Consider the following 24,533-nt stretch of genomic DNA (forward strand, 5'->3'; position numbering starts at 1 on the left):
CTACGATTGTGCCACCAGCTGGTCCTCGACGAAGACGGGGCGCGTGGCGAAGTAGGCGCCGGCGATCGTGAGCAAAGACGTCGCGACCATCATGAGGCCCACGCCGTGAAAGCTGCCCGTGTGCTCGTGGATGAAACCCGCCGCGACGGGGCCGAAGGCGGCGATCGAGTAGCCCATGCCCTGCCCGAACGACGACAGCGCCGTCGCGCCCGCCATCGTCTTCGCGCGCACGTTGACCAGGGTGAGCCCGATCGGGAACGTGATCGGCCCGAGCCCGGATAGAACGATCCAGACCCACGGCGCCGAAGCCGGCGCGTACGCGAGCCCGATGTGGGCGACGATGAACATCGCGCCGAACCCCACCAGCCACGGGAACGGCCGCTCGAAGCGCGCCACGATCCACGGCCCGGCGACGTTGAGCACCACCGCGAGGATCGACCACACCGCCAGCATCGTCGCCGCGAACTGCTTCGACAGCCCGGCGGCGACGTACATCTGCGGGATGAACGCCATGAGGATGTAGGTGGTAAAACTCGTCGTGCCAAACATGATCGCGATGCCGATGCCCACCTTGGCCCGCCACACGGGCACCTTTTGCTTCGTCGCGGCGCTGGAATACTCCTCCGTGACCGCCGCGCGCGGGCGGCGCAAGAACGGCAGCCACGCGAGCGAGGCCACGAGCCCCAAAAGCCCCCACCCGCCGAGCGAGACCTGCCAGCCGGGCGCGGAGTCCAGGGCCACGACCACCGGCGCGATCGCCTGGAACAGCTGCGAGGCGCACAGGTAGGTCATCGTCACCGCCGAGACGCGCTCGGGGAAGAACGCGCGCACCGCGAGCGGCAACACGGCGTTCGTGATGCCGATCGCGAATAGCGCCACCGCCGAGCCGATAAGCAGCGCCGGCACCGACGGCCCGAGCACGCGGCCGAGCTGCCCCAGCCCCGTGAACGCCATCGCGATCGCGAGCGCCTGCGACACCGTCAGCCGCCGCATGAGCCGCGGGGCGACGAACGCCGAGAGCGCGAACATGATCGTCGGAATCGTACCCAGGATGCCCACGATGCTCGAGCCGACCCCGAGCGACTTTTGGATCTCCGGCACCAGCGGCGACACGGCGGTCACCATGGTGCGCAGATTAAACGCGGTTAAAACGATGGACAGGAGCGCAAGCGGGGTGGGGTTTCTCACTCTTGCTTAGCCTAGTCTTTGCTTTTTGCTTTCCGACGCCAAGGGTAACCGTTCGTTATCCTTGGGGTTATGAAACTCCTGTTGAATATCCTGTGGCTGATTACCGGCGGGATCTGGCTCGCGCTCGGGTACTGGCTGTTCGGGCTCATCGCCTGCCTGTTTATCGTGACGATCCCGGCGGGGGTGGCCAGCTTCCGCATGGCCAGCTACGCGCTGTGGCCGTTCGGGCGCACCGTCGTCCAGCCGGTCAACGGCTCCGGCGCCATGAGCGGGGTGAGCAACGTGATCTGGTTCGTGGTCGCGGGCATGTGGCTGGCGCTTGGGCACGTGAGCACCGCGATCGCCCAGGCGGTGACCATCGTCGGCATCCCGCTGGCGATCGCGAACCTGAAGCTCATCCCGGTGACCTGCTTCCCGTTCGGCAAGACAATCGTCGACAGCGACGCCATCCCCTTCGGGTACCGCCCGATGGTGACCATGTAGGAAAAGGGCATGGTTGTGGGGCGCGTTGGCGTGTGCCAGCGCGCCTTTTCGGCGTTGTTGGGGGTGTTAGTGGTACACGCGGCGGACTGTGCCGTCGACGCGTTCTAACCGGCCGCGGGTACTAGGACCTGCCGGGTCATCGTCGTTGACCCCGTTGTGGTACGCGCAGCAGGTTGTGAGGTTCGAGCTGGTGGTGTGCCCACCGTACTGCCACGGCAGGAGGTGATGAACCTGGCACTCATCAGCAGGCTTGTTGCACCCTTCCCACGCACAGGTCGGGTTTTCCACCGCCGCCAACACCCGCTGCTTGGTGTTGGCAAACCGCTTCGACCGCACCAAGTCCACTGGTCCTTCGACCGGGTGGATCAACGCGAACCCCCAGTTGTCATCCAGCCTGGCGCCGACGATCTCACAACTAGTACGTGTCACCCCGTCGGAGCAGGAAAACACCGTCTCATCCCCAGTACCGTCTAACACCGTGTCGGCCTTGTCTAGGGGGATGGTGACAATCGGACGCAGGATCGTCTCCACCGACCTTCCGCCGGTGATTGCTTGGTGCAGCGCATCGACGGGGTCGTCGGCGTTTTTGACCGGGTCGTACAAGCTGGCGATCATGGCTGCGGGTCCGGTGATCCGCATCGACCAGAGTTGGTCACTGTACCGGCTCACCGACACCCCTAGTTTCCTGGTGCGGGGTGTGGCAAGTTCTACGAGCAGGGTAAGGCCGCGTTTTTTGATCTGCTTCGGATTACCCTTTGTGTGGCATAGAAGGCGGCGCAGCTGCCATTTCTTGCGGCTGCTTTTGACTCTTTTGGCTAGTTTCTCGATGACGATAAGCGTGTCGAGGCTGTGGTGGTTGTCCTCGATGGCCTTCGCGCAGATGACTGCTGCGGGGTCGGTGGTGGACCCGTAGACCGCGGTGAGGGCATACAAGGTGGCGGCGGTGTCGTGGGGGAGGAGGTGAAAAAGTTCTGCGCGGCTTTTCCCGGTGGCTGCGCGGATGAGCCCCATGGGGGCTTTCAAAAGCGCGGCGAGGGTGTCAAGCGGATTCATGCCCCGAAAGCTAACAACCCACCCAACACCCGGCAACCCCCGAAATCTCAACACGCCGATTTCTGTGGATAAACCCACGCAGGGAAAAGTTATCCACAGATTTCGGCGGTTTCACGCATAAAGAGTTGCGCACCCGGCGTTAGGCCGGTATTAGCGGTTTGCGCGGTACCAGCGGATCAGCTCGTCGGTGGAGCCGTCGCCGGAGTCGACCGCAACCTCGCCGGACACGGCGGGAGCGAGGTCGTTGGCCTGCTGCTTGCCCAGCTCCACGCCCCACTGGTCGAAGGAGTTGATGTCCCACAGGATGCCCTGGACGAACACGATGTGCTCGTAAAGCGCGATGAGCGCGCCCAGGGCCGCCGGGGTGAGCTCCTCGGCGAGGATCGTCGTGGTCGGGCGGTTGCCCGGCATGACCTTGTGCGGGACCACGGCCGGGTCGACGCCCTCGGCGGCGATCTCCTCGGCGGTCTTGCCGAAGGCCAGCACCTTGGTCTGGGCGAAGAAGTTGCTCATGAGCAGGTCGTGCATGCTGCCCTCGCCGCTGGCGGTGGGCAGGTCCTGCTTCGGGCGGGCGAAGCCGATGAAGTCGGCGGGGATGAGCTTGGTGCCCTGGTGGATGAGCTGGAAGAAGGCGTGCTGGCCGTTGGTGCCCGGCTCGCCCCAGAAGATCTCGCCGGTGGAGGTGGTCACGGCGGTGCCGTCGCGGCGCACGGACTTGCCGTTGGACTCCATCGTCAGCTGCTGGAGGTAGGCCGGGAAGCGGCCCAGGTCCTCGGAGTAGGGGAGCACAGCGTGGGTCTGCGCGCCGAAGAAGTCGTTGTACCAGATGGCGAGCAGCGCCATGAGCACGGGCACGTTCTTGGAAAACTCGGTGCGGCGGAAGTGTTCGTCCATCGCGTTGAAGCCAGCGAGGAAGCGCATGAAGTCCTGCGGGCCGATGACCGCCATGAGGGACAGGCCGATGGCGGAGTCGACGGAGTAGCGCCCGCCGACCCAGTTCCAGAACCCGAACATGTTCTTCGTGTCGATGCCGAACTCGGCGACCTTCTCCGCGTTGGTGGACACCGCGACGAAGTGCTTGGCCACGGCCGCCTCGTCGTTGAAGTGCGACAGCAGCCAGCGCTTGGCGGCGTGCGCGTTGGCCAGCGTCTCCTGGGTGGTAAACGTCTTGGAGGCGACGATGAACAGCGTCGATGCCGGGTCGCACTCGTCGAGCACGGCGCTCATGTCGGCGGGATCGACGTTGGAGACGAACTTGGCGTTAATGCCCGCGGTGGCGTAGGTGCGCAGCGCCTTGGTCGCCATCGCGGGGCCCAGGTCGGAGCCGCCGATGCCGATGTTGACCACCGTCTTGATCGTGTGGTCGGTGTAGCCGCGCCACGCGCCCGAGCGCAGCGCAGTGGCGAAGTCGCGCATGCGGCCTAGGACCTCGTGCACGTCGGCCGCGACGTCCTGGCCGTCGACGGAGAGGTCGCCCTCGACCGGCATGCGCAGCGCCGTGTGCAGCACCGCGCGGTCCTCGGTGTTGTTGATGTGCTCGCCGGTGAACATCGCCTCGATGCGCTCGGCCAGGTGCGAGGACTCCGCCAGGTCCACGAGCGCGGCAAGCGTCTCGTCGTCGACCAGGTTCTTGGACAGGTCGACGTGCAGGCCGGCCGCGTCGAAGGTCAGCTTGCGGGCACGGTCGCTGTCGGCGGCGAACAGCTCGCGCAGGGTTTGATCCTTGGTCTCCTCGTAACGCTTGGCGAGGGTGGTCCACTGGGGGGTCGACGTGACGTCGAAAGACATGCCGTGCTCCTTTTAACTAGCTGCAAGTAAGAGATTGTGACCGTTTGTGTGGACTTGTGCCCGCTCTCATGGTCACGCCTACCCTTTACGGTAGTCAAAACCCGCCCCGCACGCTCGCCCACCGCGTTGGCGAATATGTCACACCACGGAAACCAAAAAGGGGCATAGTGGGAGGTATGACACAGGCAACAGACTTTGACATCACGGCCTTCGACACCGGGCTGTTCATCGGCGGCGAGTTCGTCGACGCCTCCGATCGCGAGACCTTCGATGTGATCAACCCCAGCGATGGCACGGTGCTCGCCAGCGTAGCGTCGGCAAGCGAAAGCGACGCCACGCGCGCACTGGACTTGGCGGGGGGCGCGCAGCTCCAGTGGGCGCAGACACCCGCGCGCACCCGCAGCGAAATTCTCTATCGCGCATACGAGCTGCTCATGGCCAACGCGGACAAGCTCGCGTGGCTGCAGTCGATGGAGCTCGGGCGCGCGCTGCCGGACTCGCTCGCGGAGGTGGCCTACGGCGCGGAGTTTTTCCGCTGGTTCGCCGAGGAGGCAGTGCGCATTCGCGGCGACTTTAGGCCGAGCCCGGCCGGCAACGCGCGGATCATCGTGACGCAGCAGCCGGTAGGGCCCACGCTCGCGATCACCCCGTGGAACTTCCCGCTGGCGATGGGCACGCGCAAGATCGGACCGGCCCTGGCGGCTGGCTGCACGATCATCGTCAAGCCCGCCTCGAAAACCCCGCTGACCATGCTGTTCCTCGCGCGCGTGCTCAAGGAGGCGGGGCTGCCCGACGGGGTCATCGCCGTGCTGCCCACCGCGCACGCGAATAACGTCTCCGGCCTGCTCGAGGACCCGCGCCTGCGCAAGCTCACCTTCACCGGCTCGACGCAGGTCGGCCAGATGCTGGCGGAGAAGGCGGCCAAGCACAGCCTCAAGGTCTCCCTCGAGCTCGGCGGCAACGCTCCCTACGTGGTCCTCGACGACGCCGACATCGAGCTGGCAGCCAACGCCATCGCCGTGGCGAAGATGCGCGGCGCGGGGCAGGTGTGCATCGCGGCGAACCGCTTCCTCGTTCACGAGTCGATCCGGGAGGAGTTCGTGGCCAAGGTCGCAGACGTCATGCGCTCGTTCACGCTCGGACGCGCGACCGATCCGGGCGTCACCTTCGGCGCGCTGTCCGGCGACGACCAGGTCGAAACGGTCACGAACCTGGTCAACGACGCGCTCTCCAAGGGAGCGACCAGCGTGCTCCCGGCGGGGCTGCCGGTGGGCCTTCCCGCGGGCGGCTCCTACTATCCCGCGACGGTGCTCGACAACGTGCCCGCCGCGGCGGCGATCGCAAACAGCGAGATCTTCGGCCCCGTCGTCGCGGTGCAGTCCTTCTCGACCGTCGAGGAGGCCATCGCGATCGCCAACGACACCCCGTTCGGCCTGGCAGCCTACGTCTTCGGCCGCGATCTCGGCCGCGCGATTAAGGTCGCCGAGCGCATCGAGGCGGGCATGGTCGCGGTGAACAAGGGCGGCATCTCCGACCCCGCGGCCCCCTTCGGCGGCGTCAAGGAGTCCGGCCTCGGCCGCGAGGGCGGCTTCGAGGGGATCTTCGAGTACCTCGAGCCGAAGCTCATTAGCATTCCGCTCTAGCTTTTGCTTGTCGACGGGGTGCCTTCGGCGTCGAAACGCGAGTTACTCGTGATCGTCCTTATAACCGTGATCGCCCTACTGGGCGATCACCCTACTGGGCGATCACCCTGCTGGGCGATCACCCTGCTGGGCGATCACCCTAGCTTGCCGCGCCCCATGCGCAGCAGCAGGTTGGCCAGCGCCGGGCCCTCCTCGCCGATCTCCTCGCGGAACTGGTTGATGATGGCCACCTCGCGGGTGTGGACGAGGCGGGTGCCGCCGGAGCCCATGCGGGTCTTGCCGATGGCCTTGGAGATCTGCGCGCGGCGCTTGACGGCGGCGAGGATCTCCTTGTCGAGGCGGTCGATCTCCTTGCGGTACTGCTGAATCTCCGCGTCCGAGAGTGGATCATCAGTGCCGGTAGGCATGCGGATTTCGAAGTTGTTATCAGCAGAAGTCATGCTCATATCTTGCCACGGAAACCTTTCGCGTCGAAAGTGACCCCACCAGATTTCTGGCGCCGGCATCGACGCTGGGTAGGGGCAGTGTCGCGGGGACGTTGTAGGTTGGTAGGCGATGAACGTTCAACCTTTCACCCCGGCATCCTCGTCCCCCTTCGGCTCCCGTCAACCCGCCGCCGCACCGGAGCGCTTCGACCCCGCGGCCGAGATCACCGCGGGGCTTAACCCGCAGCAAAAGCAGGCGGTGGAGCACGTGGGCTCGCCGCTGCTTATCGTCGCAGGCGCAGGTTCCGGCAAGACGGCGGTGCTCACCAAGCGCATCGCCTACCTCCTGCGCATGCGCGGGGTGCACCCGGGCCAGATCCTGGCCATTACCTTCACCAACAAGGCCGCGGCCGAGATGCGCGAGCGCGTGGGCCAGCTGGTGGGGCCGGTGGCCGCACGCATGTGGGTGGCCACCTTCCACTCCACCTGCGTGCGCATCTTGCGCGAGCAGGCAGGCCTGGTGCCGGGGCTGAACACCAACTTCACCATCTATGACTCGGATGACTCCAAGCGGCTGTTGTCTATGATCGCGAAGGACATGCTGCTCGACGTCAAGCAGTTCACCCCGCGCGCGCTGGCTAACGCCATCTCCAACCTGAAAAACGAGCTCATCGACCCGGACCAGGCCGCGGCCCAGGCCAACCAGACCCACAACCCGTACGAGACCACGGTGGCCAAGGTCTTCGCCGAGTACCAGCGGCGCCTGCGCGGGGCCAACGCCGTCGACTTTGACGACCTCATCGGGGAGACCGTGCGCATCTTCAAGGAGCACCCGCAGGTCACCGAGTACTACCGTCGCCGCTTCCGCCACGTGTTGATCGACGAGTACCAGGACACCAACCACGCCCAGTACGTGCTCATCCACGAGCTCGTCGGCCAGGGCGAGGGGGCAAGCGAGCTGTGCGTGGTGGGTGACTCGGACCAGTCCATCTACGCCTTCCGCGGCGCGACCATCCGCAACATCGAGGAGTTCGAGCGCGACTACCCGCAGGCCACCACCATCCTGTTGGAGCAGAACTACCGCTCCACGCAGACGATCCTGGACGCGGCCAACGCGGTCATCGCGCGCAACGAGAACCGCCGCGAGAAGCGGCTGTGGACGGCGCTGGGGGAGGGCGAGAAGATCGTCGGCTACGTCGCCGACAACGAGCACGACGAGGCCCGCTTCATCGCGACGGAGATCGACAACCTCACCGACCGGGGCGTGAACTACTCGGACATCGCGGTCATGTACCGCACCAACAACTCCTCCCGCGCGGTGGAGGACGTGTTCATCCGCACCGGCATCCCGTACAAGGTCGTCGGCGGCACGCGCTTCTACGAGCGCAAGGAGATCCGCGACATCATCGCTTACCTGCGCCTGCTCGACAACCCGGACGACGAGGTCTCGCTGCGCCGGATCATCAACACCCCGCGCCGCGGCATCGGCGACAAGGCGATCGCCTTCATCAACCTACACGCGGAGAACAACCGCATCAGCTTCCACCAGGCGCTCATCGATGGCGCCGCGGACAAGGTGGGCATGCTGGGCACGCGCGGCAAGAAGGCGGTCGGCGGCTTCATGGAGCTTCTCGACGGCCTCCGGCAGGCGGCCAGCGAGTCCGTCAACGAGGTCACGGGCATGCCCGACATCGGGGAGATGGTCACCCACATCCTCGACATGACCGGCTACAAGGCGGAGCTAGAAAAGTCCAGCGACCCGCAAGACGGCGCGCGCCTCGACAACCTCAACGAGCTCGTGTCGGTGGCCCGGGAGTTCAGCTCGGAGGCGGCCAACCAGATGGCCTACCTCGCTATGGACGGCTCGGACCCCTCGGAGCTGCTCGACGAGGGCGAGCCCGCGCCGGGCAGCCTGCAGGCGTTCCTGGAGCGGGTGTCGCTCGTGGCGGACGCCGACCAGATCCCAGACGACGAGCAGGGCGTGGTCACGCTCATGACGCTGCACACCGCCAAGGGCCTGGAGTTCCCGGTGGTGTTCCTCACCGGCTGGGAGGACGGGCAGTTCCCGCACATGCGGGCGCTGGGCGACCCCAAGGAGCTGGCCGAGGAGCGCCGGCTGGCGTATGTGGGAATCACCCGCGCCCGCAAGCGCCTGTACCTGTCGCGGGCGATGATGCGCAGCTCCTGGGGCAACCCGCAGACCAACCCGCCCTCGCGCTTCTTGGGAGAGATTCCCGACGAGCTGCTCGACTGGCGCCGGGAGGAGCCGGAGAACACCTTCCACGACGCGTGGAGCGGCTCGAGCTGGGGTGGTGCGCAGCGGTCGTCCTTCGGCGGGCCGCGGAAGCCGAAGCGGGCCCCGCAGCGCACGATGAACAAGAACCTCCAGCTGGAGGTCGGCGACCGCGTCAACCACGAGAAGTACGGCCTAGGCACCGTGAAGTCCGTCGACGGGATTGGGGCGCACACCTCGGTGACCATCGACTTCGGTTCCAGCGGAACCGTCCGCCTCATGCTGATCGGCGGGGTTCCGATGGAGAAGCTCTAGTCTTCGCGGGAGCACGTGCCAGCCCTAGGCGGCGTAAGGGAGCCGATGAGCGCGAGCTCCGGGCGACCTGGCCGCCTATCCAACCGCCATAGGAGAGCTCCTCGGCGGCGAGAGAAGCCCGGTAGGGAACGCCGCTTGCCCCACTGGGTAGGAAGCGGTCCTTCTGAAGGGCAATGAGGGTGTGTGGGCACGAAAAAGCGGTAGCACCCCGCGAGGGGAGAGCCACCGCTTGAAAAAGGGAAGTAGTTAGACGTTGATGCCGCGCTCTGCGAGCCACGCCTGCGGGTCGACCGCTGCGCCGCCGCCCGGGTGGATCTCGAAGTGCAGGTGGCTGCCGGTGGAGAAGCCGCGGGAACCCATGCCTGCGATCTGCTGGCCGGCGTCGACGTGCTGGCCGACGGAGACGTCGAGGGTCTCCATGTGGCCGTAGACGGAGATGGAGCCGTCGTCGTGCTGGATGCGGATCCACTGGCCGTAGCCGGAAGCCGGGCCGGAGTCGATGACGGTGCCGGACATGACGGCCAGGATCGGGGTGCCGATCGCGTTGGCGATGTCGATGCCGGAGTGGAAGGTGCCCCAGCGCGGGCCGAACGGGGAGGTCAGGGTGCCGACTGCCGGAAGGGCGACGGTGACCTTCGGGGTGCGGGCGGCCTTGTCGGCTGCTGCGACCTCTTCGCTGTAGGCGGTGGCCTTGGTCAGCTGGGAGGACAGGTCGACGGTGGGCTTGAACTCCGCGATGGAAAGGATCTGCGGGGAGGAGCTGCCGTCGGGCAGAGCCGCGGACTCGTTGGCGGCGAGCTGAATCTCGGCGCCGTTGTTGGAAGCGTGCGCGAGGGCTGCGCCGCTCGCGCCGGCGGAAGAAACAGCAGTCGTGGCCAGGGCGACGAAAGCAGCGCGACCCTTGGTCGGCGAGGTCTGCTTGCGGTGCTTTCCGACGGTCTGTCGCTTCTGCTGCATGGAGGCCTACTTCCCTAAGTCATTCCAAATTTCTTGTTGGTTGCGTTCTTTCCTTAAGGAAGGGAACTCTTTGTAACCAACTTGTTATCTACCGAGACGTAACGATAGCGGTTCGTTACATTCCAATCAAGCTATTTTGAACCCCTCACTTTCTTTGATTGGCCGAAAAACGTTACACAACTGCGAAAAATGCCCGAAAAAAAATTTTGAGAAATTTTTGCGATAGGGCGATTTTGGGACGAAAGTGACGAAAGTTTTGTTGATGGCGAACGTAAAAACTTGCCCTAGCGTGCGAAATATTCACCGGTTATCGCAGGTCGAGCTCAGATTTGCCCACATATAATTCTTAAATTTTCCTCAGGAAGCTTTGTAGGTGAGGTTAGGTTTACGATCCCTCGACGGGGTGCCTCGAGCATTGATCTTTCAAATCAATAAACACGATAAGAGGGTGTGAATTATCTCAAGCCCTTGACTTTTGTGGCTTCTTTCCGGTGAAAATGTTTTTCATGGGGTCTAAGTGCATACCTTATATATAAGTGAAAGAAGTTTCGCTCTCGTCGGGCGTTTCGCCGCCGTGTGTGTCCCCGTTGGCGGCGAAACCGTGGCAAGGTTGAGGAATGAGCAAGAAGTCGAGCCCGCAGCAGCACGCCGGTCCCAGTAGGCGACCGGCGGCACGGCGCTACCCACGCCGCATCGACGGGGCCACCGGGCCCCTGTCCGTGGATCGCCCCGGCGGGGGAAATCGTCGGTTCGGGCGCAAGAAGGCGGCCCCGGAGGTCACCTTCGTCGAGCCGACCTTCCTCTCGCGCGTGCGGGCCTTCCTGCCGGTGACGGCACTTCCCAACCTCATCTGCGTGATCACCGCCATCGTCGTGGCGCTCGTGGCGCTCATCGCGACCTCGTCCACGATGGTGGCCTTCCCCAGCTTCGTCGCGCAGTTCTGGCTCGTGGTGAACCTCGGCCCGGTGGTCGGGCGAGGGGAGACCATCTCGCTCCTGCCCTTGGCGCCCGCCATGCTGCTCGCGTGGGCGGTCTCGCGGCGGGTATACCGGACGGTCAAGGACCGCGTGAGCATCGCGGACCTCGCGGTCTTGGCCCTGTGCGTTCTGGGAATCCCGCTGTTGCTCACGCTCACCGCATCCGCGATGCTCCTCGACGCCTCCGCGGTCTTCGACGTGGAGGCCCCGCCGCTGGGCACCGCCATCGCCCGAACCCTGCTCCTGCACGGCCTAGCGCTGGGGTGGGGGATGGGCCGCAGGCTCTGGCGCGCGCTGTGCCGCCGCTTCAGGCTGCCCGATTGGCTCGTCGACTCCTCCCTCGACGCGGTTCGCGCCTTAAAGTACGTGGCTATCGGCGCGGGCGTCGTCTACCTTGTAGCGCTTGTGGTGCACTACTCGGAGCTGGGCACCGTCTATGGCGAGTACGGATCGGCCGCCGGCAAGATCGCGGTGACCCTCGTCAGCCTGCTGTACCTACCCAACGTGGTCGTGTCCACCGCGGCGCTGACCTTCGGCTCCGAGGTGGCGCTGGGGCAGGGGTCGGTCTCGCTCTTCGGGGCGAACCTCGTGCCCCTGCCGCCGCTACCGGCGTTGGCCGCCGTGCCCCAGAACGCCCACGCGTGGGCGATGGTCGTGCTCGTCGTGCCCACGCTCGGGGTGCTCGCATCCATTGTTCGCAACGTCCCGACCGTGAAGGTGGCCGCGGTCGGCGGGCTGTTTGCCAGCCTGTACACGCTCATCATCGTGTTCCTCAGTGCTGGCACGCTCGGCGTGTACGGTTACGTCGGACCCTCGGCGTGGCTGAGCGCCAGCCTCGCGCTGGCATGGATCGGCGGCATCTCCGTCATTGCGGCCGTGGTCGCGCTGCTCATGCAGCGGGGGATCGAGAAGTCCGTGGTCGAGATCGAGGAAGAGCAGGTCCTCATCGAGGACGAGACGGAAGAGGAGGAAGCGGAGGACTCCGAGGCTGTCGAGGACACCGATACCGCCCAAGAGGCAGAAGAAGCAGAAGAAGCAGAAGAACTAGTGGATCCAGAGGACGAATCGGACACGGTAGAAGAGATAAAAGAGGAAGAAGTTCCGGAGGAGCCCGAGGCGGAGCAGGAAGCAGCGTCGGAAGAAACGGAGGAACCCGCCCTGCCGGATGAGGAAACCGAGCCGGAGGCCGTCGACAAGCAAGAAAAGGGCGACGAGGGCTAAGCCGGGTGCGGTAGGTGGACACTCGGGTTGGAGACGCTAGAATAATCCGAGTGACCAGCACTGAAACTCTCGTTGCAGAAAACAAACCCGCTTGCCTGCCGATCGTTGTCATGGCATCCGGCTCTGGTACCCTCTTGCAGGCCATCATCGATCACCAGGAAACTGGTGATTTTTCTGTTGGTGGGGCAGGGTACACGGTGATTGGTGTTGTCACTGACGTCGATTGCCCGGCGATCGAGCGCGCGCGGAAGGCGGGCATCCCCGCGGTGACGGTTCCCTTGGAAAAGGGCGCCGACCGCGAGGTGTGGAACGAGCAGTTGGCCGAGGCGGTCGGCAGCTTCGATCCGCACCTGGTGGTGTCCGCGGGCTTCATGAAGATCCTGGGGAGCACGTTCCTCGAGCGCTTCGGCGGCCGGATCATCAACACCCACCCCGCGCTGCTGCCGTCCTTCCCGGGCGCGCACGCGGTGCGCGATGCGCTCGCCTACGGCGTCAAGGTCACCGGTTCCACCGTCCACTTCGTCGACGAGGGCGTGGACACCGGGAAGATCATCGCCCAGAAGCCGGTCGAGATCATGCCGGGGGAGCGGGAAGAGGATCTGCACGAGAGGATCAAGCAAGTAGAGCGAAAGCTCATCGTGTCCGTACTCAACTCCGCGGTCGTGGTCATGGGCGCGGAGAAAAATTCAGGAGAGGTGTCCTTCACTAATGAGTGATGACCTTAAGGTAATCAAGCGCGCGCTGATCAGCGTCTACGACAAGACGGGTCTGGAAGGCCTCGCACGCGCCCTCAACGATGCTGGCGTGGAGATTGTCTCCACCGGCTCTACCGCTGCCAAGATCGCAGAATCTGGCGTCCCCGTCACCAAGGTCGAGGAGCTCACGGGCTTCCCCGAGTGTCTCGAGGGCCGCGTCAAGACCCTGCACCCGCGCGTCCACGCGGGCATCCTCGCCGACACCCGCAAGCAGGACCACCTCGACCAGCTCGCCGAGCTGGGCGTTGAGCCGTTCCAGCTGGTCGTCGTCAACCTCTACCCGTTCACCGAGACCGTCGCCTCCGGCGCCGACTTCGACGCTTGCGTCGAGCAGATCGACATCGGAGGCCCGTCCATGGTGCGCGCCGCCGCGAAGAACCACCCGTCCGTCGCCGTGGTCGTCGACCCGGCCCGCTACGGCGAGGTCGCCGAGGCCGTGAAGAACGGCGGTTTCACCCGCGCCCAGCGCACCGCGCTGGCCGTCGACGCCTTCCGCCACACCGCCTCCTACGACGTCGCCGTCGCCACCTGGATGGGCGGCCAGATCATGGCCGAGGACGAGCAGTTCCCGGAGTGGATCGGCGAGACCTACACCCGCTCCAACGTGCTGCGCTATGGCGAGAACCCGCACCAGGCGGCCGCGCTCTACACCCACGCCGGCGAGGAGGGCCTGGCCCAGGCCACCCAGCTCCACGGCAAGGAGATGAGCTACAACAACTACACCGACTCCGACGCCGCGTGGCGCGCCGCCTGGGACCACGAGCGCCCGTGCGTGGCCATCATCAAGCACGCCAACCCCTGTGGCATCGCCGTGTCCGACAACTCCATCGCCGAGGCCCACCGCAACGCGCACGCCTGCGACCCGGTCTCCGCGTTCGGCGGCGTCATCGCCTCCAACCGCAAGGTCACCGTCGAGATGGCCAAGCAGGTCGCCGAGATCTTCACCGAGGTCATCATCGCCCCGTCCTACGAGGACGGCGCGGTCGAGGTGCTCTCCCAGAAGAAGAACATCCGCATCCTCGTGGCCAAGAAGCCGACCACCCACGCCTTCGAGGGCAAGGAGATCTCCGGCGGCAAGCTGTTGCAGGAGCACGACGCCTACCAGGCCGAGGGCGACGACGCCGCCAACTGGACGCTCGCGTCCGGCGAGGCCGCCTCCCCCGAGCTGCTCGCCGAGCTCGAGTTCGCGTGGCGCGCGGTGCGTGCCGTGAAGTCCAACGCGATCCTGCTGTCCAAGAACGGCGCCACCGTCGGCGTCGGCATGGGTCAGGTCAACCGCGTCGACTCCGCCAAGCTGGCCGTCGAGCGCGCCAACTCGCTCGCGGGTGACGAGAAGCGCGCGGCCGGCTCCGTCGCCGCCTCCGACGCCTTCTTCCCGTTCGCCGATGGCTTCCAGGTGCTTGCCGACGCTGGCGTGACCGCTGTCGTCCAGCCGGGAGGCTCCATCCGTGACGCCGAGGTCATCGAGGCCGCCAAGGCCGCGGGCGTGACCATGTACCTCACCGGCGTCCGCCACTTCGCGCACTAATCACGCACAACTGTGCGGCCCCGCCTTTCCCCCTGTGGAAAGGCGGGGTTTTCCGCGTCCCGGGGCATTCTCGCACGGTAGGGTGTCCCTATGACTTCTACCTTCCACATCCCGGGCCCAGCGATCCTGTTCGCCCCCTCCAACCGCGCGGAGATCATCCCCAAGGCGGCGGCCCGCGCCGACATGGTCATCCTCGATCTCGAGGACGGGGCGGGCGACGTCGACCGCGACGTGGCCTACGAGAACATCCGCAACGCGAAGCTCGACCCCGCGCGCACCTTCGTGAGGATCGTCGGTCCGCAGGACCCGCACCACGCCGAGGATCTCGCCTTCGTGCGCATGACGGAATACACCAACGTCATCGTGCCCAAGGTCGGCGCGACCCTGCCGCCGAACCTCGACGGCCTTAACATCGTCCCGATCATCGAGACCCCGGCCGCGGTGATCAACATCGCGGCGATCGCCGCGGACGACAACGTCGTGGGCCTCTACTGGGGCGCCGACGACCTCACCATCGAGCTGGGCGGCTTGTACTCCCGTCGCCGCGAGGACGAGCCGAACCCGGGCTCCTACCGCCCGGCGATGCAGCTGGCCCGCCAGCTCACCCTCATCCACGCCGCCGCCGTGGGCAAGTTCGCGATGGACGCCGTCTACCAGGACTTCAAGGACGAGGAGGGGCTCTACCTCGAGGCGCTGGACTCCGCGCGCATGGGCTTTAGCCTCTACCCGTGCATCCACCCGCGCCAGGTGGAGGTGGTCCGCCGCGCGTTCCGCCCCAGCGACGAGCAGCTCGAGTGGGCGCGCCGGATCGCCGAGGAGACGAAGAAGCACCCGGGCGCGTTCAAGCTCGACGGGGAGATGGTCGACGCGCCGCTCATCAAGCTCGCAGGCATCCTGCTCGGCCGGGCGGGCGAATAAGAAAAAGGCAGTGCGACGGGGCATCCGTCTCACTGCCTTTTGTGCGTCACGCCGAGGGCTACTTCGAGTCCTCCTCCAGCTCCTCGCTGGCCTGCTTGATGAGCTCGAGCGTGCGCTCGACGCGGTTGGAGGGCAGCTCGCATCCGAGGACCGCCAGCACGGCGTCGGCAAGCATAATTGCAAGATCCGGGAGCGAATCCTCTGCCAGGGGGAACGGAACCACGCCGTCGTTCTTGCGCATTTCGATGACCGACAACGCGATGTGGAAGGGGAGATCGACGCGGGGGTCGTCGGGGCCGACGATCTCGCCCGCGATGTCGCGGAAGATCTGCTCCAGCTGGGCGCGCTGGGCGTGGTAGTCGGAGAACTCCTCGGAGGCGGCGACGGGCAGCTGGTAGAGGCGTCCGACGTTCCACCGGGAGGACAAGAGCAGGCGGCACTCGGCGGCGGTGAGCGCCCACAGGCGCAGGGGCGCGTTGGCCTCCGCCTCGCCGAGGCTTGCGGCAAGTGCGGTGGACGGCTCCACGGTCGAGTTCAGGAGCTTGAGGAAGATCTCCGTCTTCGAAGGGAAGTGATAGTACAGCGATGCCTGGCGGATGCCCACGGCGTCGGCGATCTGGTGGGTAGATGTAGTTGCGAAACCCTGGGTGGTAAACAGCTCCGCGGAAGCATCCAAGATCTCCTCGCGGGCGGTGCTGCCACGGCGACGAGGGCTCTTCTTTCGAGGACGTCCAACAGCTCCTGCCATGATGGTTTCACACCCCTTTCCCTTGTGCGTTAGGCGCCCACCTCGTGGTGAACGCAAGGACTTTCTATTTTATACAATGACCGATAGAAACCCGGCATTGAGCTGGCCAGCAATTGCGATAAGGCCGGGCGCTTAGGACTGATTGAGCGCTATCCCGTGCTCCGCGGCGAGCGAGTGCGCCACCTCGGAGACGAGCCTACTGGACGCACCGTAGATGCTGCGCTGGAGCGCGGGCAGGTACTCGGCAGTAGAGGACTGATTGTCGATGCGGTCGGTCCAGCGGCGGAACTGCAGCTGCAGCCCGGCGTCCCAGGCCTCGCGCAGGTAGTCCGCCTGGGCCTGGTTGAGGACCCCCGCGGCCAGCCCGGCGGCGATGCGGTCGAGCGTGGTCAGCGCGGTCGAGCCCGCGGCGACCCCGGCCCAGCGCGCGATGGCGATGATGGGGTAGAGCAGGTCGCGGCGCACGTCCACGCTCACGTCGCGGTCGGGCAGCCCCTCGTAGACCTGCACCGCCGGCGGGCGCAGCGCGATGGCGTCCACGAGCAGGCAGTGGTGCTCGTTGCGGCGCAGCACCTCGTCGAGCAGCCAGGTGCCGGCGTCTGCGAAGATGGCCAGCTCCGCGCTCGTCGCGGTGGCGACGGCGGCCTTCCACTCCTCCTTGCTTCGCGTTCCGACGCCAAGGGGGGTGACGTCCGTGTTGAGCCCGACCGCGGTGATGAGGTCGGTAAGCGGCTGCGTGTCTGCGTCCGCGGGGCCCACCGCCAGCCACTTGATGGGCGAGTTGGGCAGCGCGTCGCCGCGCCCGACCGAGCCGGTGAGCACGAGGGTGGCGCCCCCGGTGAGCTCAGGGATGGCGGGGGAGTGCAGCGCGTCGGTGACCAGCGCGGAGAACCACACGACGAGGTCCTGCGGGGCCTCGTCGTGGTCGACGGCGTTGCGGACGAGGTCCTGGGCCTCGGCGAGGACTCCGCGCAGCATCGGGGTGCTCGAGCACAGCGGCGCCTGCTCGGCAAGCTCTGTCAGTGATGAATGCAACACGATTGTCTGGTCTTCCCTAAAGTCGAAGGTGGACTATCTTTTCTAAACCTACCGCACGACAGGTGAGGGGCGAAAACCTTGCGCGCGGACGGTTCCGTGGCGCTTGCCTATTCCGTATATGTTCCTGACGAGATGCGAAGGCTGCAAAGGGCTCGATTCGCGTTCCCCGGCGGATTCGGGGCGGCTCGGTCGCGGCTGTGGGGATGAGGTGCAGTAAGTTGTCAATTGGTCGCCCCATGCGGCGATTCCACCCTCAGGCGAACCCCGGGCCGAGGGCGGGCAGCAGGATTTCGGTGGTGGGAGGCCTACGTGACCACGGAACGCGAGCGCGCCAAGGCGCAGCGTCGACAAGAGCTCCTCAAGCAGGCGGCCGCGATCATGGCGGAGAAGGGCTTTCACCAGACCCGCCTCGCCGACGTCGGCGCCGCGGTGGGCATCTCCGGACCGGCGCTGTACCGCCACTTTGCGAACAAGGAGGACCTGCTCGGCGCCATCCTCATCGAGATCTCCATCCGACTGGTCGACGGCGCGCGGGCGGCGTTCGCGCGCCATACCGACGACGTCGCGGACAACCCCGGGGCGGTGCTCGAGGAGCTGCTGGCGATGCACGTCGACGTGGCCGTCGACGAGGCCGACCTCGTGCGCGTTCAGGGCAGGGAGATCGACAACCTGGAGGAGGGCGTGCGGGCAAAGGTCCGTTCGCTGCAGCGCGCCTACCTGGGGCAATGGACGGACGCGCTGCTCCGAGCGCGGCCGGATCTCGACCGCCCTACGGCGCGCGTGCGCGTGCAGGCGGCGGCGACCCTGCTCAACGCCGCGCGCTACGTCCTGCATTGGGCGGATCGCGACTGGCTCAAGGAGGAGCTGACCAAGATGGCCCGCGCGGCCATGCTCGTGGAGTAACCCGGGTGGGGGAGAGCCCCCGGAAGTTTGTGAGCCCCGTCACCGCTGGTGGCGGGGTTTTTCTGCGCGGGTTGCCGGAGTATGCGGGGGTGCCCCAGCGTACAGTTCCGTCAAAAAGTGTTGTGGGACACATTTACCGCGGGTAGTCTCTGGCTAACAGTTAATCGCCATTAACCGAAATGGAGATCCAATGACAGCACCAGAGACCAATCGCGACCGGCACGAGGCACTCGTCGCCGATCTCCGCGAGGTCCTTGCTGCCACCGCCCAAGGCAGCAGCGAGAAGGCCCGCGAACGACACATAAGCCGTGGCAAGCTGCTTGCCCGCCAACGCATCGTCGAGCTCCTCGACCCGGGCAGCCCCTTCCTCGAAGTGGCCCCGCTCGCCGCGCACGACATGTACGGCGGCGGCATCAGCGCCGCGGGCGTCGTCGCGGGCATCGGCCTCGTCCACGGCCGCCGCTGCATGGTGGTGGCCAACGACGCGACGGTCTCCGGTGGCACCTACTACCCAATCACGGTGAAGAAGCACCTGCGCGCCCAGGAGATCGCGGCAGCCAACCGCCTGCCGTGTGTCTACCTGGTCGACTCCGGCGGAGCGATGCTGCTCAACCAGGACGAGGTCTTCCCCGACCGCGACCACTTCGGCCGCATCTTCTACAACCAGGCCAACATGTCCGCCCAGGGCATCCCGCAGATCGCGGCCGTGCTCGGTTCGTGCACCGCGGGCGGCGCCTACGTCCCGGCCATGAGCGACGAGGCGATCATCGTCAAGGAGCAGGGCACCATCTTCCTCGCCGGCCCGCCGCTGGTGAAGGCCGCCACCGGCGAGGACGTCACCCCGGAGGACCTGGGCGGCGGCGACCTGCACTCCAAGACCTCCGGCGTCACCGACCACCTCGCCCTCGACGACGCGGACGCCCTCCAGCGCGTGCGCGCCATCGTGGACACCCTCCCGCTCGACCCGGAGCCGGTGTGGGAGGTGCGCGGGGTAGAGGAGCCGCTGCGCCCGCAGACCGACCTCTACGACATCGTCCCCGCGGACGCCAAAGTGCCCTACGACGTGCGCGAGGTCATCGAGGTGCTCGTCGACGGCAGCGAATACACCGAGTTTAAGAAGGAATACGGCACCACCCTGGTCACCGCTTTCGCCCGCATTCACGGGCACCCGGTCGGCATCATCGCCAACAACGGCATCCTGTTCTCCGAGTCCGCGCAGAAGGGCGCGCACTTCATCGAGCTGTGCGACCAGCGCGGCATCTCACTCGTGTTCCTGCAGAACACCACCGGCTTCATGGTCGGCCGGGAGTACGAGGCCGGCGGCATCGCCAAGCACGGCGCCAAGATGGTCAACGCGGTGGCTACCACCCGCGTTCCCAAATTCACCGTCGTCATCGGCGGCGCGTTCGGTGCAGGAAATTACTCCATGTGCGGTCGCGCCTACTCGCCCAACTTCCTGTGGATGTGGCCCAACGCCCGCATCGCCGTCATGGGCGGGCCGCAGGCGGCCATGACCCTTTCCACCGTCCGCCGCAACCAGATCGAGCGATCCGGCGGCGAGTGGTCGGCAGAGGAGCAGGAGCAGTTCGAGGCCCCGATCCGGGAGAAGTTCGACGCCGAGTCGCACCCGTACTACTCCTCCGCCCGGTTGTGGGACGACGGCGTCATCGACCCCGCCGACACCCGCCGCCTGCTCGGCCTGGCCCTTGAAACCGCCTCCGGCGTCCCCCTCCGCGACACCGCCTTCGGCATCTTCCGCATGTAGGAGAACGAGAACTCATGACACACAACAACATCCACACGGTGCTCGTCGCCAACCGCGGTGAGATTGCGTGCCGCATCATCCGCACCCTCAAGGACCAGGGAGTCCGCTCCGTCGCCGTCTACTCCGACGCCGACGCCGACGCCCCGCACGTGCGTGAGGCCGACGTCGCCGTCCACATCGGGCCTTCGCCCGCCCGCGAGTCTTACCTGGTCATCGACAAGATCATCGACGCGGCCCGCCGCACCGGCGCCGACGCCATCCACCCCGGCTACGGCTTCCTCGCCGAGAACGCGGCCTTCGCCGGCGCCTGCGCGGACAACGGCATCGTCTTCATGGGCCCGCCGGCGTCTGCCATCGAAACCATGGGCGACAAGATCTCCGCCCGCGCGGCCGTCGAGGCGCGCAACGTCCCCACGGTGCCCGGCATCTCGCGTCCCGGGCTCACGGACGAGGAGATCATCGCCGCCGCGCCGGGCATCGGCTTCCCGGTCCTCATCAAGCCGTCCGCGGGCGGCGGAGGCAAGGGCATGCACCGCATCGAGGACCCGGCCTCCCTGCCCGAGGCCCTGGTCACCGCCCGCCGCGAGGCGAAAGGCGCGTTCGGCGACGACACCCTCTTCCTCGAGCACTTCGTCGACACGCCGCGCCACATCGAGGTGCAGGTGCTTGCCGACGCCTACGGCAACGTGGTCCACCTGGGCGAGCGCGAATGCTCGCTCCAGCGTCGCCACCAGAAGGTGATCGAGGAGGCCCCGAGCCCGCTCCTGGACGCGGACACCCGCACGGCCATCGGCGAGGCCGCCTGCGACGCGGCGCGTTCGGTCGGCTACGTCGGCGCCGGAACCGTCGAGTTCATCGTCCCCTCCGCTCGCCCCGGCGACTTCTACTTCATGGAGATGAACACCCGCCTGCAGGTCGAGCACCCCGTCACCGAGATGGCCACCGGCTACGACCTGGTCGCCCTCCAGCTGGCGGTGGCCCGCGGCGAGAAGCTGCCGATCACCCAGGACGACGTGACGCTCACCGGGCATTCCATCGAGGCCCGCGTCTACGCCGAGGACCCGGCCAACGGCTTTCTGCCCACCGGCGGCCGCATCGCCCGCGTCGTCGAGCCGCAGGGCCCGGGCGTCCGCGTCGACTCCGGTATCGCCGACGGCTCAGAGATCTCCTCGCTCTACGACCCGATGCTCATGAAGGTCATCGTCCACGGCGCCGACCGCACCGAGGCGCTTAGCCGCCTCGACCGGGCGCTGGCCAACACCGTCGTGGCGGGTGTCGGCGTCAACACCGACTTCTGCCGCTTCCTGATCAACGTCCCCGAGGTCGTCGCGGGCGACCTGCACACCGGGCTGCTGGACGAGGTGGTCGGCGACTACCAGGTCTCCGACGTCCCCGACGACGCCCTCGTCGCCGCCGCGATGGTGTGGCTGGCCGAGCGCTGGCCGGACAAGCCCGGCTCGGCATGGGCTGTCCCGGACGCCTGGCGCCTGGGCCGCTCGGCCTCCCAGCGGGTGCGGCTGGCCTGGGACGGCGGCTCGAGCCTCGTCTCGCTTCGCGGCACCCCGGCCGGGGCCGAGGTCACCGTCCACGACGTGGTCGCGGGCCTGAGCGACGACGAGGAGGCGCAGGCCACCCCGCGCACAGTCCGAGCCACGATCCACCGCGACGGCGAGGCCTGGCGGGTGACCGCCGACGGTCTCAGCCGCCACTGGCAGATCGGCGCCACCGGCGCCGCGACCGAGAAGCTCGTCTCCTCCGACGAAGGCACCTGGGTGCTGCGTCAGGAGAAGGTCGCCCGCTCGGCGGCCGACGAGGACACCGGCGGCGACGGCACGCTCACCTCGCCGATGCCGGGCACCGTCATCGCGCTGTCCGCCCAGGCCGGCGCGACGGTCGCCGCGGGCGACGCGGTGCTCGTGGTGGAGGCCATGAAGATGGAGCACGTGCTGCGCGCTCCGCACGACGGCGTCGTCGCCTACCACGCGAGCGCCGGCGACCAGGTCCCGGCGGGCAAGCCCCTGGCCACAGTCACCCCTACCGACAACTCTTAACCCCCTGCAGTTCACACCCCTAGAAAGGACCCCCGATCATGATTGACATTAACATCACCGACCTGCCCGAGGAGTACCGCGAGCTGCAGAACGTGGTCCGCGAGTTCTCCAACGAGGTCATCGACCCCGTCTCCGCCCAGCACGACCGCGAGCACACCTTCCCCTACGAGGTCGTCTCCCAGATGGCCGAGATGGGACTGTTTGGCCTCCCGTTCCCGGAGGAGTACGGCGGCATGGGCGGCGACTACCTCTCCTTCGGCATCGCCCTCGAGGAGATCGCTCGCGTCGACCAGTCGGTGGCGATCACCCTCGAGGCCGGCGTCGGCCTGGGCATCATGCCGATCTTCCACTTCGGCACCGAGGAGCAGAAGCAGAAGTACCTGCCCAACCTCACCGCGGGCACCGAGCTGGCCTCCTTCGGCCTCACCGAGCCGGGCGCGGGCTCCGACGCTGGGGCCACCCGCACCACCGCCCGCGAGGAGGGCGACGAGTGGGTCATCAACGGCTCCAAGCAGTTCATCACCAACTCCGGCACCGACATCACCTCCCTGTGCACCGTCACCGCCGTGACCGGCGAGAACAACGGCAAGAAGGAGATCTCCACCATCATCGTGCCCAACGGCACCCCGGGCTTCACCGTCGAGCCGGCCTACGACAAGGTGGGCTGGAACGCCTCCGACACCCACCCGCTGACCTTCTCCGACGTGCGCGTGCCCAACGAGAATCTGCTGGGTGAGCGCGGCCGCGGCTTCGCCAACTTCCTCTCCATCCTCGCCGAGGGCCGCGTGGCCATCGCCGCTCTGTCCACCGGTGCCGCCCAGGGCTGCGTCGACGAGTCGGTCAAGTACGCCAAGGAGCGCACCTCCATGGGCAAGCCGATCGCCGAGTACCAGGCGATCTCCTTCAAGATCGCCCGCATGGAGGCCCGCGTCCACGCCGCGCGACTGGCCTGGATGGCCGCCGCCGCGAAGATGGTCAAGGGGCTCGACTTCCGCAAGGAGGCCTACATCGCCAAGCTCATCTCCTCCGAGGCCGCGATGGACAACGCCCGCGACGCGACCCAGATCCACGGCGGCTACGGCTTCATGAACGAGTACCGCGTCGCCCGCCACTACCGCGACTCCAAGATCCTCGAGATCGGCGAGGGCACCTCCGAGGTGCAGCTCATGCTCATCGCCCGCCAGCTGGGGCTCTAGGGGAAGGGACGCCGAATGACCGATTCCGCCATCCGCACGATCGAGCAGCGGGGCCTGTGGTTCGAGGAGTACGAGGAGGGCGTGCGCTACCTGCACCGCCCGGGTCGCACCGTCACCGAGACCGATGACGTCGTGTTCACCACCCTGACCATGAACACCCAGCCGCTGCACCTGGACGCGCACTGGTCGTCCACGCAGCCGGGCTTCGACGGCCAGCGCCTGGTCAACTCCATGTGGACCCTGTCCACAGTGGTGGGGCTGTCGGTGTCCCAGCTGACGCTGGGAACCATCGTGGCCAACCTCGGCTTCACCGAGGTCGCCTTCCCCGCACCCATGTTCCACGGCGACACGCTCTACGCGGAGACGATCTGCACGGGCAAGCGTCTGTCCAAGTCCCGCCCGGGGCAGGGCATCGTGGAGCTCGAGCACATCGGCCGCAACCAGCACGGCACGATCGTGTGCCGCGCGGTGCGCTCGACGATGGTCGCCTGCCGCCCGGAGGGGGAGCAGGCATGAGCTCCTGGATCCCCGCGGGCCCGGCCCCGCTGTTCGCCCCCGCCGACCGGCCCGAGTTCTTCGCCAAGGCCGCCGAGCGCGCCGACATGCTCATCATCGACCTCGAGGACGGCTGCCGCCCCGCCAACCGTGAAGCTGGCCGCGCCGCCATCCTGGAGTGCGACATCGACCCCAGCCGCGTCATCGTTCGAGTCAACCCGGCCGCAACCCCGGAGCACGACGCAGACCTTAAGGCCGTGGCCGCAAGCCCGTTCCGGCAGGTGATGCTGGCCAAGACCGAGGGCTCCCAGGACCTCGAGGCGATCGCCCGGGTGCTCCCGGACGCCACCGTCATCGCGCTGCTGGAGACCCCGCGCGGCGTGCTGCGCGCGGAGGAGATCGCGGCGGCCGACAACGTCGGGGCGTTGTTCTGGGGCGGCGAGGACCTCGTCGCGGGCCTCGGCGGCACCTCCTCCCGCTTCGCGGACAACACCTACCGCGACGTCGTGCGCTTCGCCCGCGCCAGGGTGCAGCTCGCCGCCGCGTCCTTTGACAAGGCCATGCTCGACGCGGTGCACGTCGACATCGCCGACATCGACGGCCTGCGCGCCGAGGCCGAGGACGCCGCCGCCCTCGGGTTCATCGGCACCGTGTGCATCCACCCCTCCCAGGTCGCCGTCGTTCGTGAGGCCTACAAGCCCACCGAAGAAGAGATCGACTTCGCCCGCCGGCTCCTCGCCGCGGCCGAACACAACGAAGGTGCCTTCAGCTTCGAAGGCCGCATGGTTGACGCCCCGCTGTTCAGCCACGCCAAGGCAATCGTCCGTCGCGCCGGGATCTAGCTCCGGCAGAA

20 protein-coding genes are annotated in these 24,533 nt (G+C 66.9%); 13 read left to right on the plus strand and 7 right to left on the minus strand.

What is annotated here, in order from left to right; genetic code table 11:
- Positions 1 to 1,188 (minus strand): MFS transporter, encoded by a 1,188-nt coding sequence (locus tag B843_RS13990; RefSeq protein ID WP_025252308.1) that lies wholly within the window; start codon positions 1,186 to 1,188, stop codon positions 1 to 3.
- Positions 1,189 to 1,257: 69 nt separating this feature from the next.
- Here B843_RS13990 and B843_RS04405 point away from each other — a divergent pair, with 69 nt between their 5' ends.
- A complete protein-coding gene (locus B843_RS04405; protein ID WP_025252309.1) occupies positions 1,258 to 1,671 on the plus strand; it encodes a YccF domain-containing protein in 414 nt (137 codons plus the stop codon).
- Between the two features lie 66 nt (positions 1,672 to 1,737).
- On the opposite strand, the gene B843_RS04410 is transcribed toward B843_RS04405, so the two are convergent.
- On the minus strand, positions 1,738 to 2,724 hold the full coding sequence (locus tag B843_RS04410; protein WP_025252310.1) for an HNH endonuclease: 987 nt from the start codon (positions 2,722 to 2,724) through the stop codon (positions 1,738 to 1,740).
- Positions 2,725 to 2,874: 150 nt separating this feature from the next.
- Positions 2,875 to 4,512 carry a glucose-6-phosphate isomerase gene (pgi, locus tag B843_RS04415; RefSeq protein ID WP_025252311.1) on the minus strand — a complete coding sequence of 546 codons (1,638 nt, stop codon included), beginning with the start codon at positions 4,510 to 4,512 and terminating at the stop codon, positions 2,875 to 2,877.
- Positions 4,513 to 4,688: 176 nt separating this feature from the next.
- Between pgi and B843_RS04420 the strand changes: the two genes are divergently transcribed.
- Positions 4,689 to 6,155, plus strand: coding sequence for an NAD-dependent succinate-semialdehyde dehydrogenase (locus B843_RS04420; RefSeq protein WP_025252312.1), 1,467 nt, complete (start codon positions 4,689 to 4,691; stop codon positions 6,153 to 6,155).
- A gap of 134 nt (positions 6,156 to 6,289) precedes the next feature.
- On the opposite strand, the gene B843_RS04425 is transcribed toward B843_RS04420, so the two are convergent.
- On the minus strand, positions 6,290 to 6,595 hold the full coding sequence (locus B843_RS04425; RefSeq protein ID WP_025252313.1) for a chorismate mutase: 306 nt from the start codon (positions 6,593 to 6,595) through the stop codon (positions 6,290 to 6,292).
- A 115-nt stretch (positions 6,596 to 6,710) separates the two neighbouring features.
- Between B843_RS04425 and pcrA the strand changes: the two genes are divergently transcribed.
- A complete protein-coding gene (gene pcrA / locus B843_RS04430) occupies positions 6,711 to 9,128 on the plus strand; it encodes a DNA helicase PcrA (RefSeq protein WP_025252314.1) in 2,418 nt (805 codons plus the stop codon).
- Between the two features lie 246 nt (positions 9,129 to 9,374).
- Here pcrA and B843_RS04435 read toward each other — a convergent pair whose 3' ends face one another.
- Entirely contained in the window at positions 9,375 to 10,085 is a 711-nt protein-coding gene (locus B843_RS04435) for a M23 family metallopeptidase (protein WP_025252315.1), read from the minus strand.
- A gap of 617 nt (positions 10,086 to 10,702) precedes the next feature.
- Between B843_RS04435 and B843_RS04440 the strand changes: the two genes are divergently transcribed.
- The 4 genes from B843_RS04440 to B843_RS04455 all read left to right on the plus strand — a co-directional run bounded on the left by B843_RS04440 (position 10,703) and on the right by B843_RS04455 (position 15,484).
- The gene (locus B843_RS04440; RefSeq protein WP_025252316.1) at positions 10,703 to 12,283 is read left to right on the plus strand and encodes a cell division protein PerM; all 1,581 of its coding nucleotides are present in this window, start codon (positions 10,703 to 10,705) and stop codon (positions 12,281 to 12,283) included.
- Between the two features lie 110 nt (positions 12,284 to 12,393).
- Positions 12,394 to 12,999, plus strand: coding sequence for a phosphoribosylglycinamide formyltransferase (gene purN, locus B843_RS04445; RefSeq protein WP_051483447.1), 606 nt, complete (start codon positions 12,394 to 12,396; stop codon positions 12,997 to 12,999).
- Positions 12,992 to 14,566 carry a bifunctional phosphoribosylaminoimidazolecarboxamide formyltransferase/IMP cyclohydrolase gene (gene purH / locus B843_RS04450; protein WP_025252318.1) on the plus strand — a complete coding sequence of 525 codons (1,575 nt, stop codon included), beginning with the start codon at positions 12,992 to 12,994 and terminating at the stop codon, positions 14,564 to 14,566. Before purN ends, purH begins: the two co-directional genes overlap by 8 nt.
- A gap of 90 nt (positions 14,567 to 14,656) precedes the next feature.
- Complete coding sequence (locus B843_RS04455; RefSeq protein WP_025252319.1) at positions 14,657 to 15,484, plus strand: HpcH/HpaI aldolase/citrate lyase family protein; 828 nt, start codon at positions 14,657 to 14,659, stop codon at positions 15,482 to 15,484.
- 58 nt (positions 15,485 to 15,542) lie between these two features.
- On the opposite strand, the gene B843_RS04460 is transcribed toward B843_RS04455, so the two are convergent.
- Together B843_RS04460 and B843_RS04465 are read right to left on the minus strand one after the other, a co-directional pair.
- Positions 15,543 to 16,232 carry a TetR/AcrR family transcriptional regulator gene (locus tag B843_RS04460; protein ID WP_025252320.1) on the minus strand — a complete coding sequence of 230 codons (690 nt, stop codon included), beginning with the start codon at positions 16,230 to 16,232 and terminating at the stop codon, positions 15,543 to 15,545.
- Between the two features lie 132 nt (positions 16,233 to 16,364).
- Positions 16,365 to 17,267, minus strand: coding sequence for a putative nucleotidyltransferase substrate binding domain-containing protein (locus B843_RS04465; protein ID WP_025252321.1), 903 nt, complete (start codon positions 17,265 to 17,267; stop codon positions 16,365 to 16,367).
- 312 nt (positions 17,268 to 17,579) lie between these two features.
- Here B843_RS04465 and B843_RS04470 point away from each other — a divergent pair, with 312 nt between their 5' ends.
- The 6 genes from B843_RS04470 to B843_RS04495 all read left to right on the plus strand — a co-directional run bounded on the left by B843_RS04470 (position 17,580) and on the right by B843_RS04495 (position 24,522).
- Positions 17,580 to 18,173 carry a TetR/AcrR family transcriptional regulator gene (locus tag B843_RS04470; RefSeq protein ID WP_025252322.1) on the plus strand — a complete coding sequence of 198 codons (594 nt, stop codon included), beginning with the start codon at positions 17,580 to 17,582 and terminating at the stop codon, positions 18,171 to 18,173.
- Positions 18,174 to 18,363: 190 nt separating this feature from the next.
- Complete coding sequence (locus tag B843_RS04475) at positions 18,364 to 19,938, plus strand: carboxyl transferase domain-containing protein (protein WP_025252323.1); 1,575 nt, start codon at positions 18,364 to 18,366, stop codon at positions 19,936 to 19,938.
- A 14-nt stretch (positions 19,939 to 19,952) separates the two neighbouring features.
- Positions 19,953 to 21,989, plus strand: a complete 2,037-nt coding sequence (locus B843_RS04480; protein ID WP_025252324.1) for an acetyl-CoA carboxylase biotin carboxylase subunit — start codon at positions 19,953 to 19,955, stop codon at positions 21,987 to 21,989.
- Positions 21,990 to 22,027: 38 nt separating this feature from the next.
- Complete coding sequence (locus B843_RS04485; protein WP_025252325.1) at positions 22,028 to 23,185, plus strand: acyl-CoA dehydrogenase family protein; 1,158 nt, start codon at positions 22,028 to 22,030, stop codon at positions 23,183 to 23,185.
- A 15-nt stretch (positions 23,186 to 23,200) separates the two neighbouring features.
- Positions 23,201 to 23,701 (plus strand): MaoC family dehydratase, encoded by a 501-nt coding sequence (locus B843_RS04490; protein WP_025252326.1) that lies wholly within the window; start codon positions 23,201 to 23,203, stop codon positions 23,699 to 23,701.
- The gene (locus B843_RS04495) at positions 23,698 to 24,522 is read left to right on the plus strand and encodes an HpcH/HpaI aldolase/citrate lyase family protein (protein WP_025252327.1); all 825 of its coding nucleotides are present in this window, start codon (positions 23,698 to 23,700) and stop codon (positions 24,520 to 24,522) included. The genes B843_RS04490 and B843_RS04495 overlap by 4 nt, the downstream gene beginning before the upstream one ends.
- Positions 24,523 to 24,533 lie beyond the last annotated feature (11 nt).

Source organism: Corynebacterium vitaeruminis DSM 20294 (assembly GCF_000550805.1).
GTDB lineage: Bacteria > Actinomycetota > Actinomycetes > Mycobacteriales > Mycobacteriaceae > Corynebacterium > Corynebacterium vitaeruminis.

Coding starts and splice junctions, on each gene's coding strand:
- B843_RS04420 (WP_025252312.1), top strand. CDS start 4,689: ATGACACAGGCAACAGACTTTGACATCACGGCCTTCGACACCGGGCTG.
- B843_RS04495 (WP_025252327.1), top strand. CDS start 23,698: ATGAGCTCCTGGATCCCCGCGGGCCCGGCCCCGCTGTTCGCCCCCGCC.
- pcrA (WP_025252314.1), top strand. CDS start 6,711: ATGAACGTTCAACCTTTCACCCCGGCATCCTCGTCCCCCTTCGGCTCC.
- B843_RS04485 (WP_025252325.1), top strand. CDS start 22,028: ATGATTGACATTAACATCACCGACCTGCCCGAGGAGTACCGCGAGCTG.
- B843_RS04490 (WP_025252326.1), top strand. CDS start 23,201: ATGACCGATTCCGCCATCCGCACGATCGAGCAGCGGGGCCTGTGGTTC.
- B843_RS04435 (WP_025252315.1), bottom strand. CDS start 10,085: ATGCAGCAGAAGCGACAGACCGTCGGAAAGCACCGCAAGCAGACCTCG.
- B843_RS04475 (WP_025252323.1), top strand. CDS start 18,364: ATGACAGCACCAGAGACCAATCGCGACCGGCACGAGGCACTCGTCGCC.
- purN (WP_051483447.1), top strand. CDS start 12,394: ATGGCATCCGGCTCTGGTACCCTCTTGCAGGCCATCATCGATCACCAG.
- purH (WP_025252318.1), top strand. CDS start 12,992: ATGAGTGATGACCTTAAGGTAATCAAGCGCGCGCTGATCAGCGTCTAC.
- pgi (WP_025252311.1), bottom strand. CDS start 4,512: ATGTCTTTCGACGTCACGTCGACCCCCCAGTGGACCACCCTCGCCAAG.
- B843_RS04480 (WP_025252324.1), top strand. CDS start 19,953: ATGACACACAACAACATCCACACGGTGCTCGTCGCCAACCGCGGTGAG.
- B843_RS04405 (WP_025252309.1), top strand. CDS start 1,258: ATGAAACTCCTGTTGAATATCCTGTGGCTGATTACCGGCGGGATCTGG.
- B843_RS04410 (WP_025252310.1), bottom strand. CDS start 2,724: ATGAATCCGCTTGACACCCTCGCCGCGCTTTTGAAAGCCCCCATGGGG.
- B843_RS04455 (WP_025252319.1), top strand. CDS start 14,657: ATGACTTCTACCTTCCACATCCCGGGCCCAGCGATCCTGTTCGCCCCC.
- B843_RS04440 (WP_025252316.1), top strand. CDS start 10,703: ATGAGCAAGAAGTCGAGCCCGCAGCAGCACGCCGGTCCCAGTAGGCGA.
- B843_RS04460 (WP_025252320.1), bottom strand. CDS start 16,232: ATGGCAGGAGCTGTTGGACGTCCTCGAAAGAAGAGCCCTCGTCGCCGT.
- B843_RS04425 (WP_025252313.1), bottom strand. CDS start 6,595: ATGACTTCTGCTGATAACAACTTCGAAATCCGCATGCCTACCGGCACT.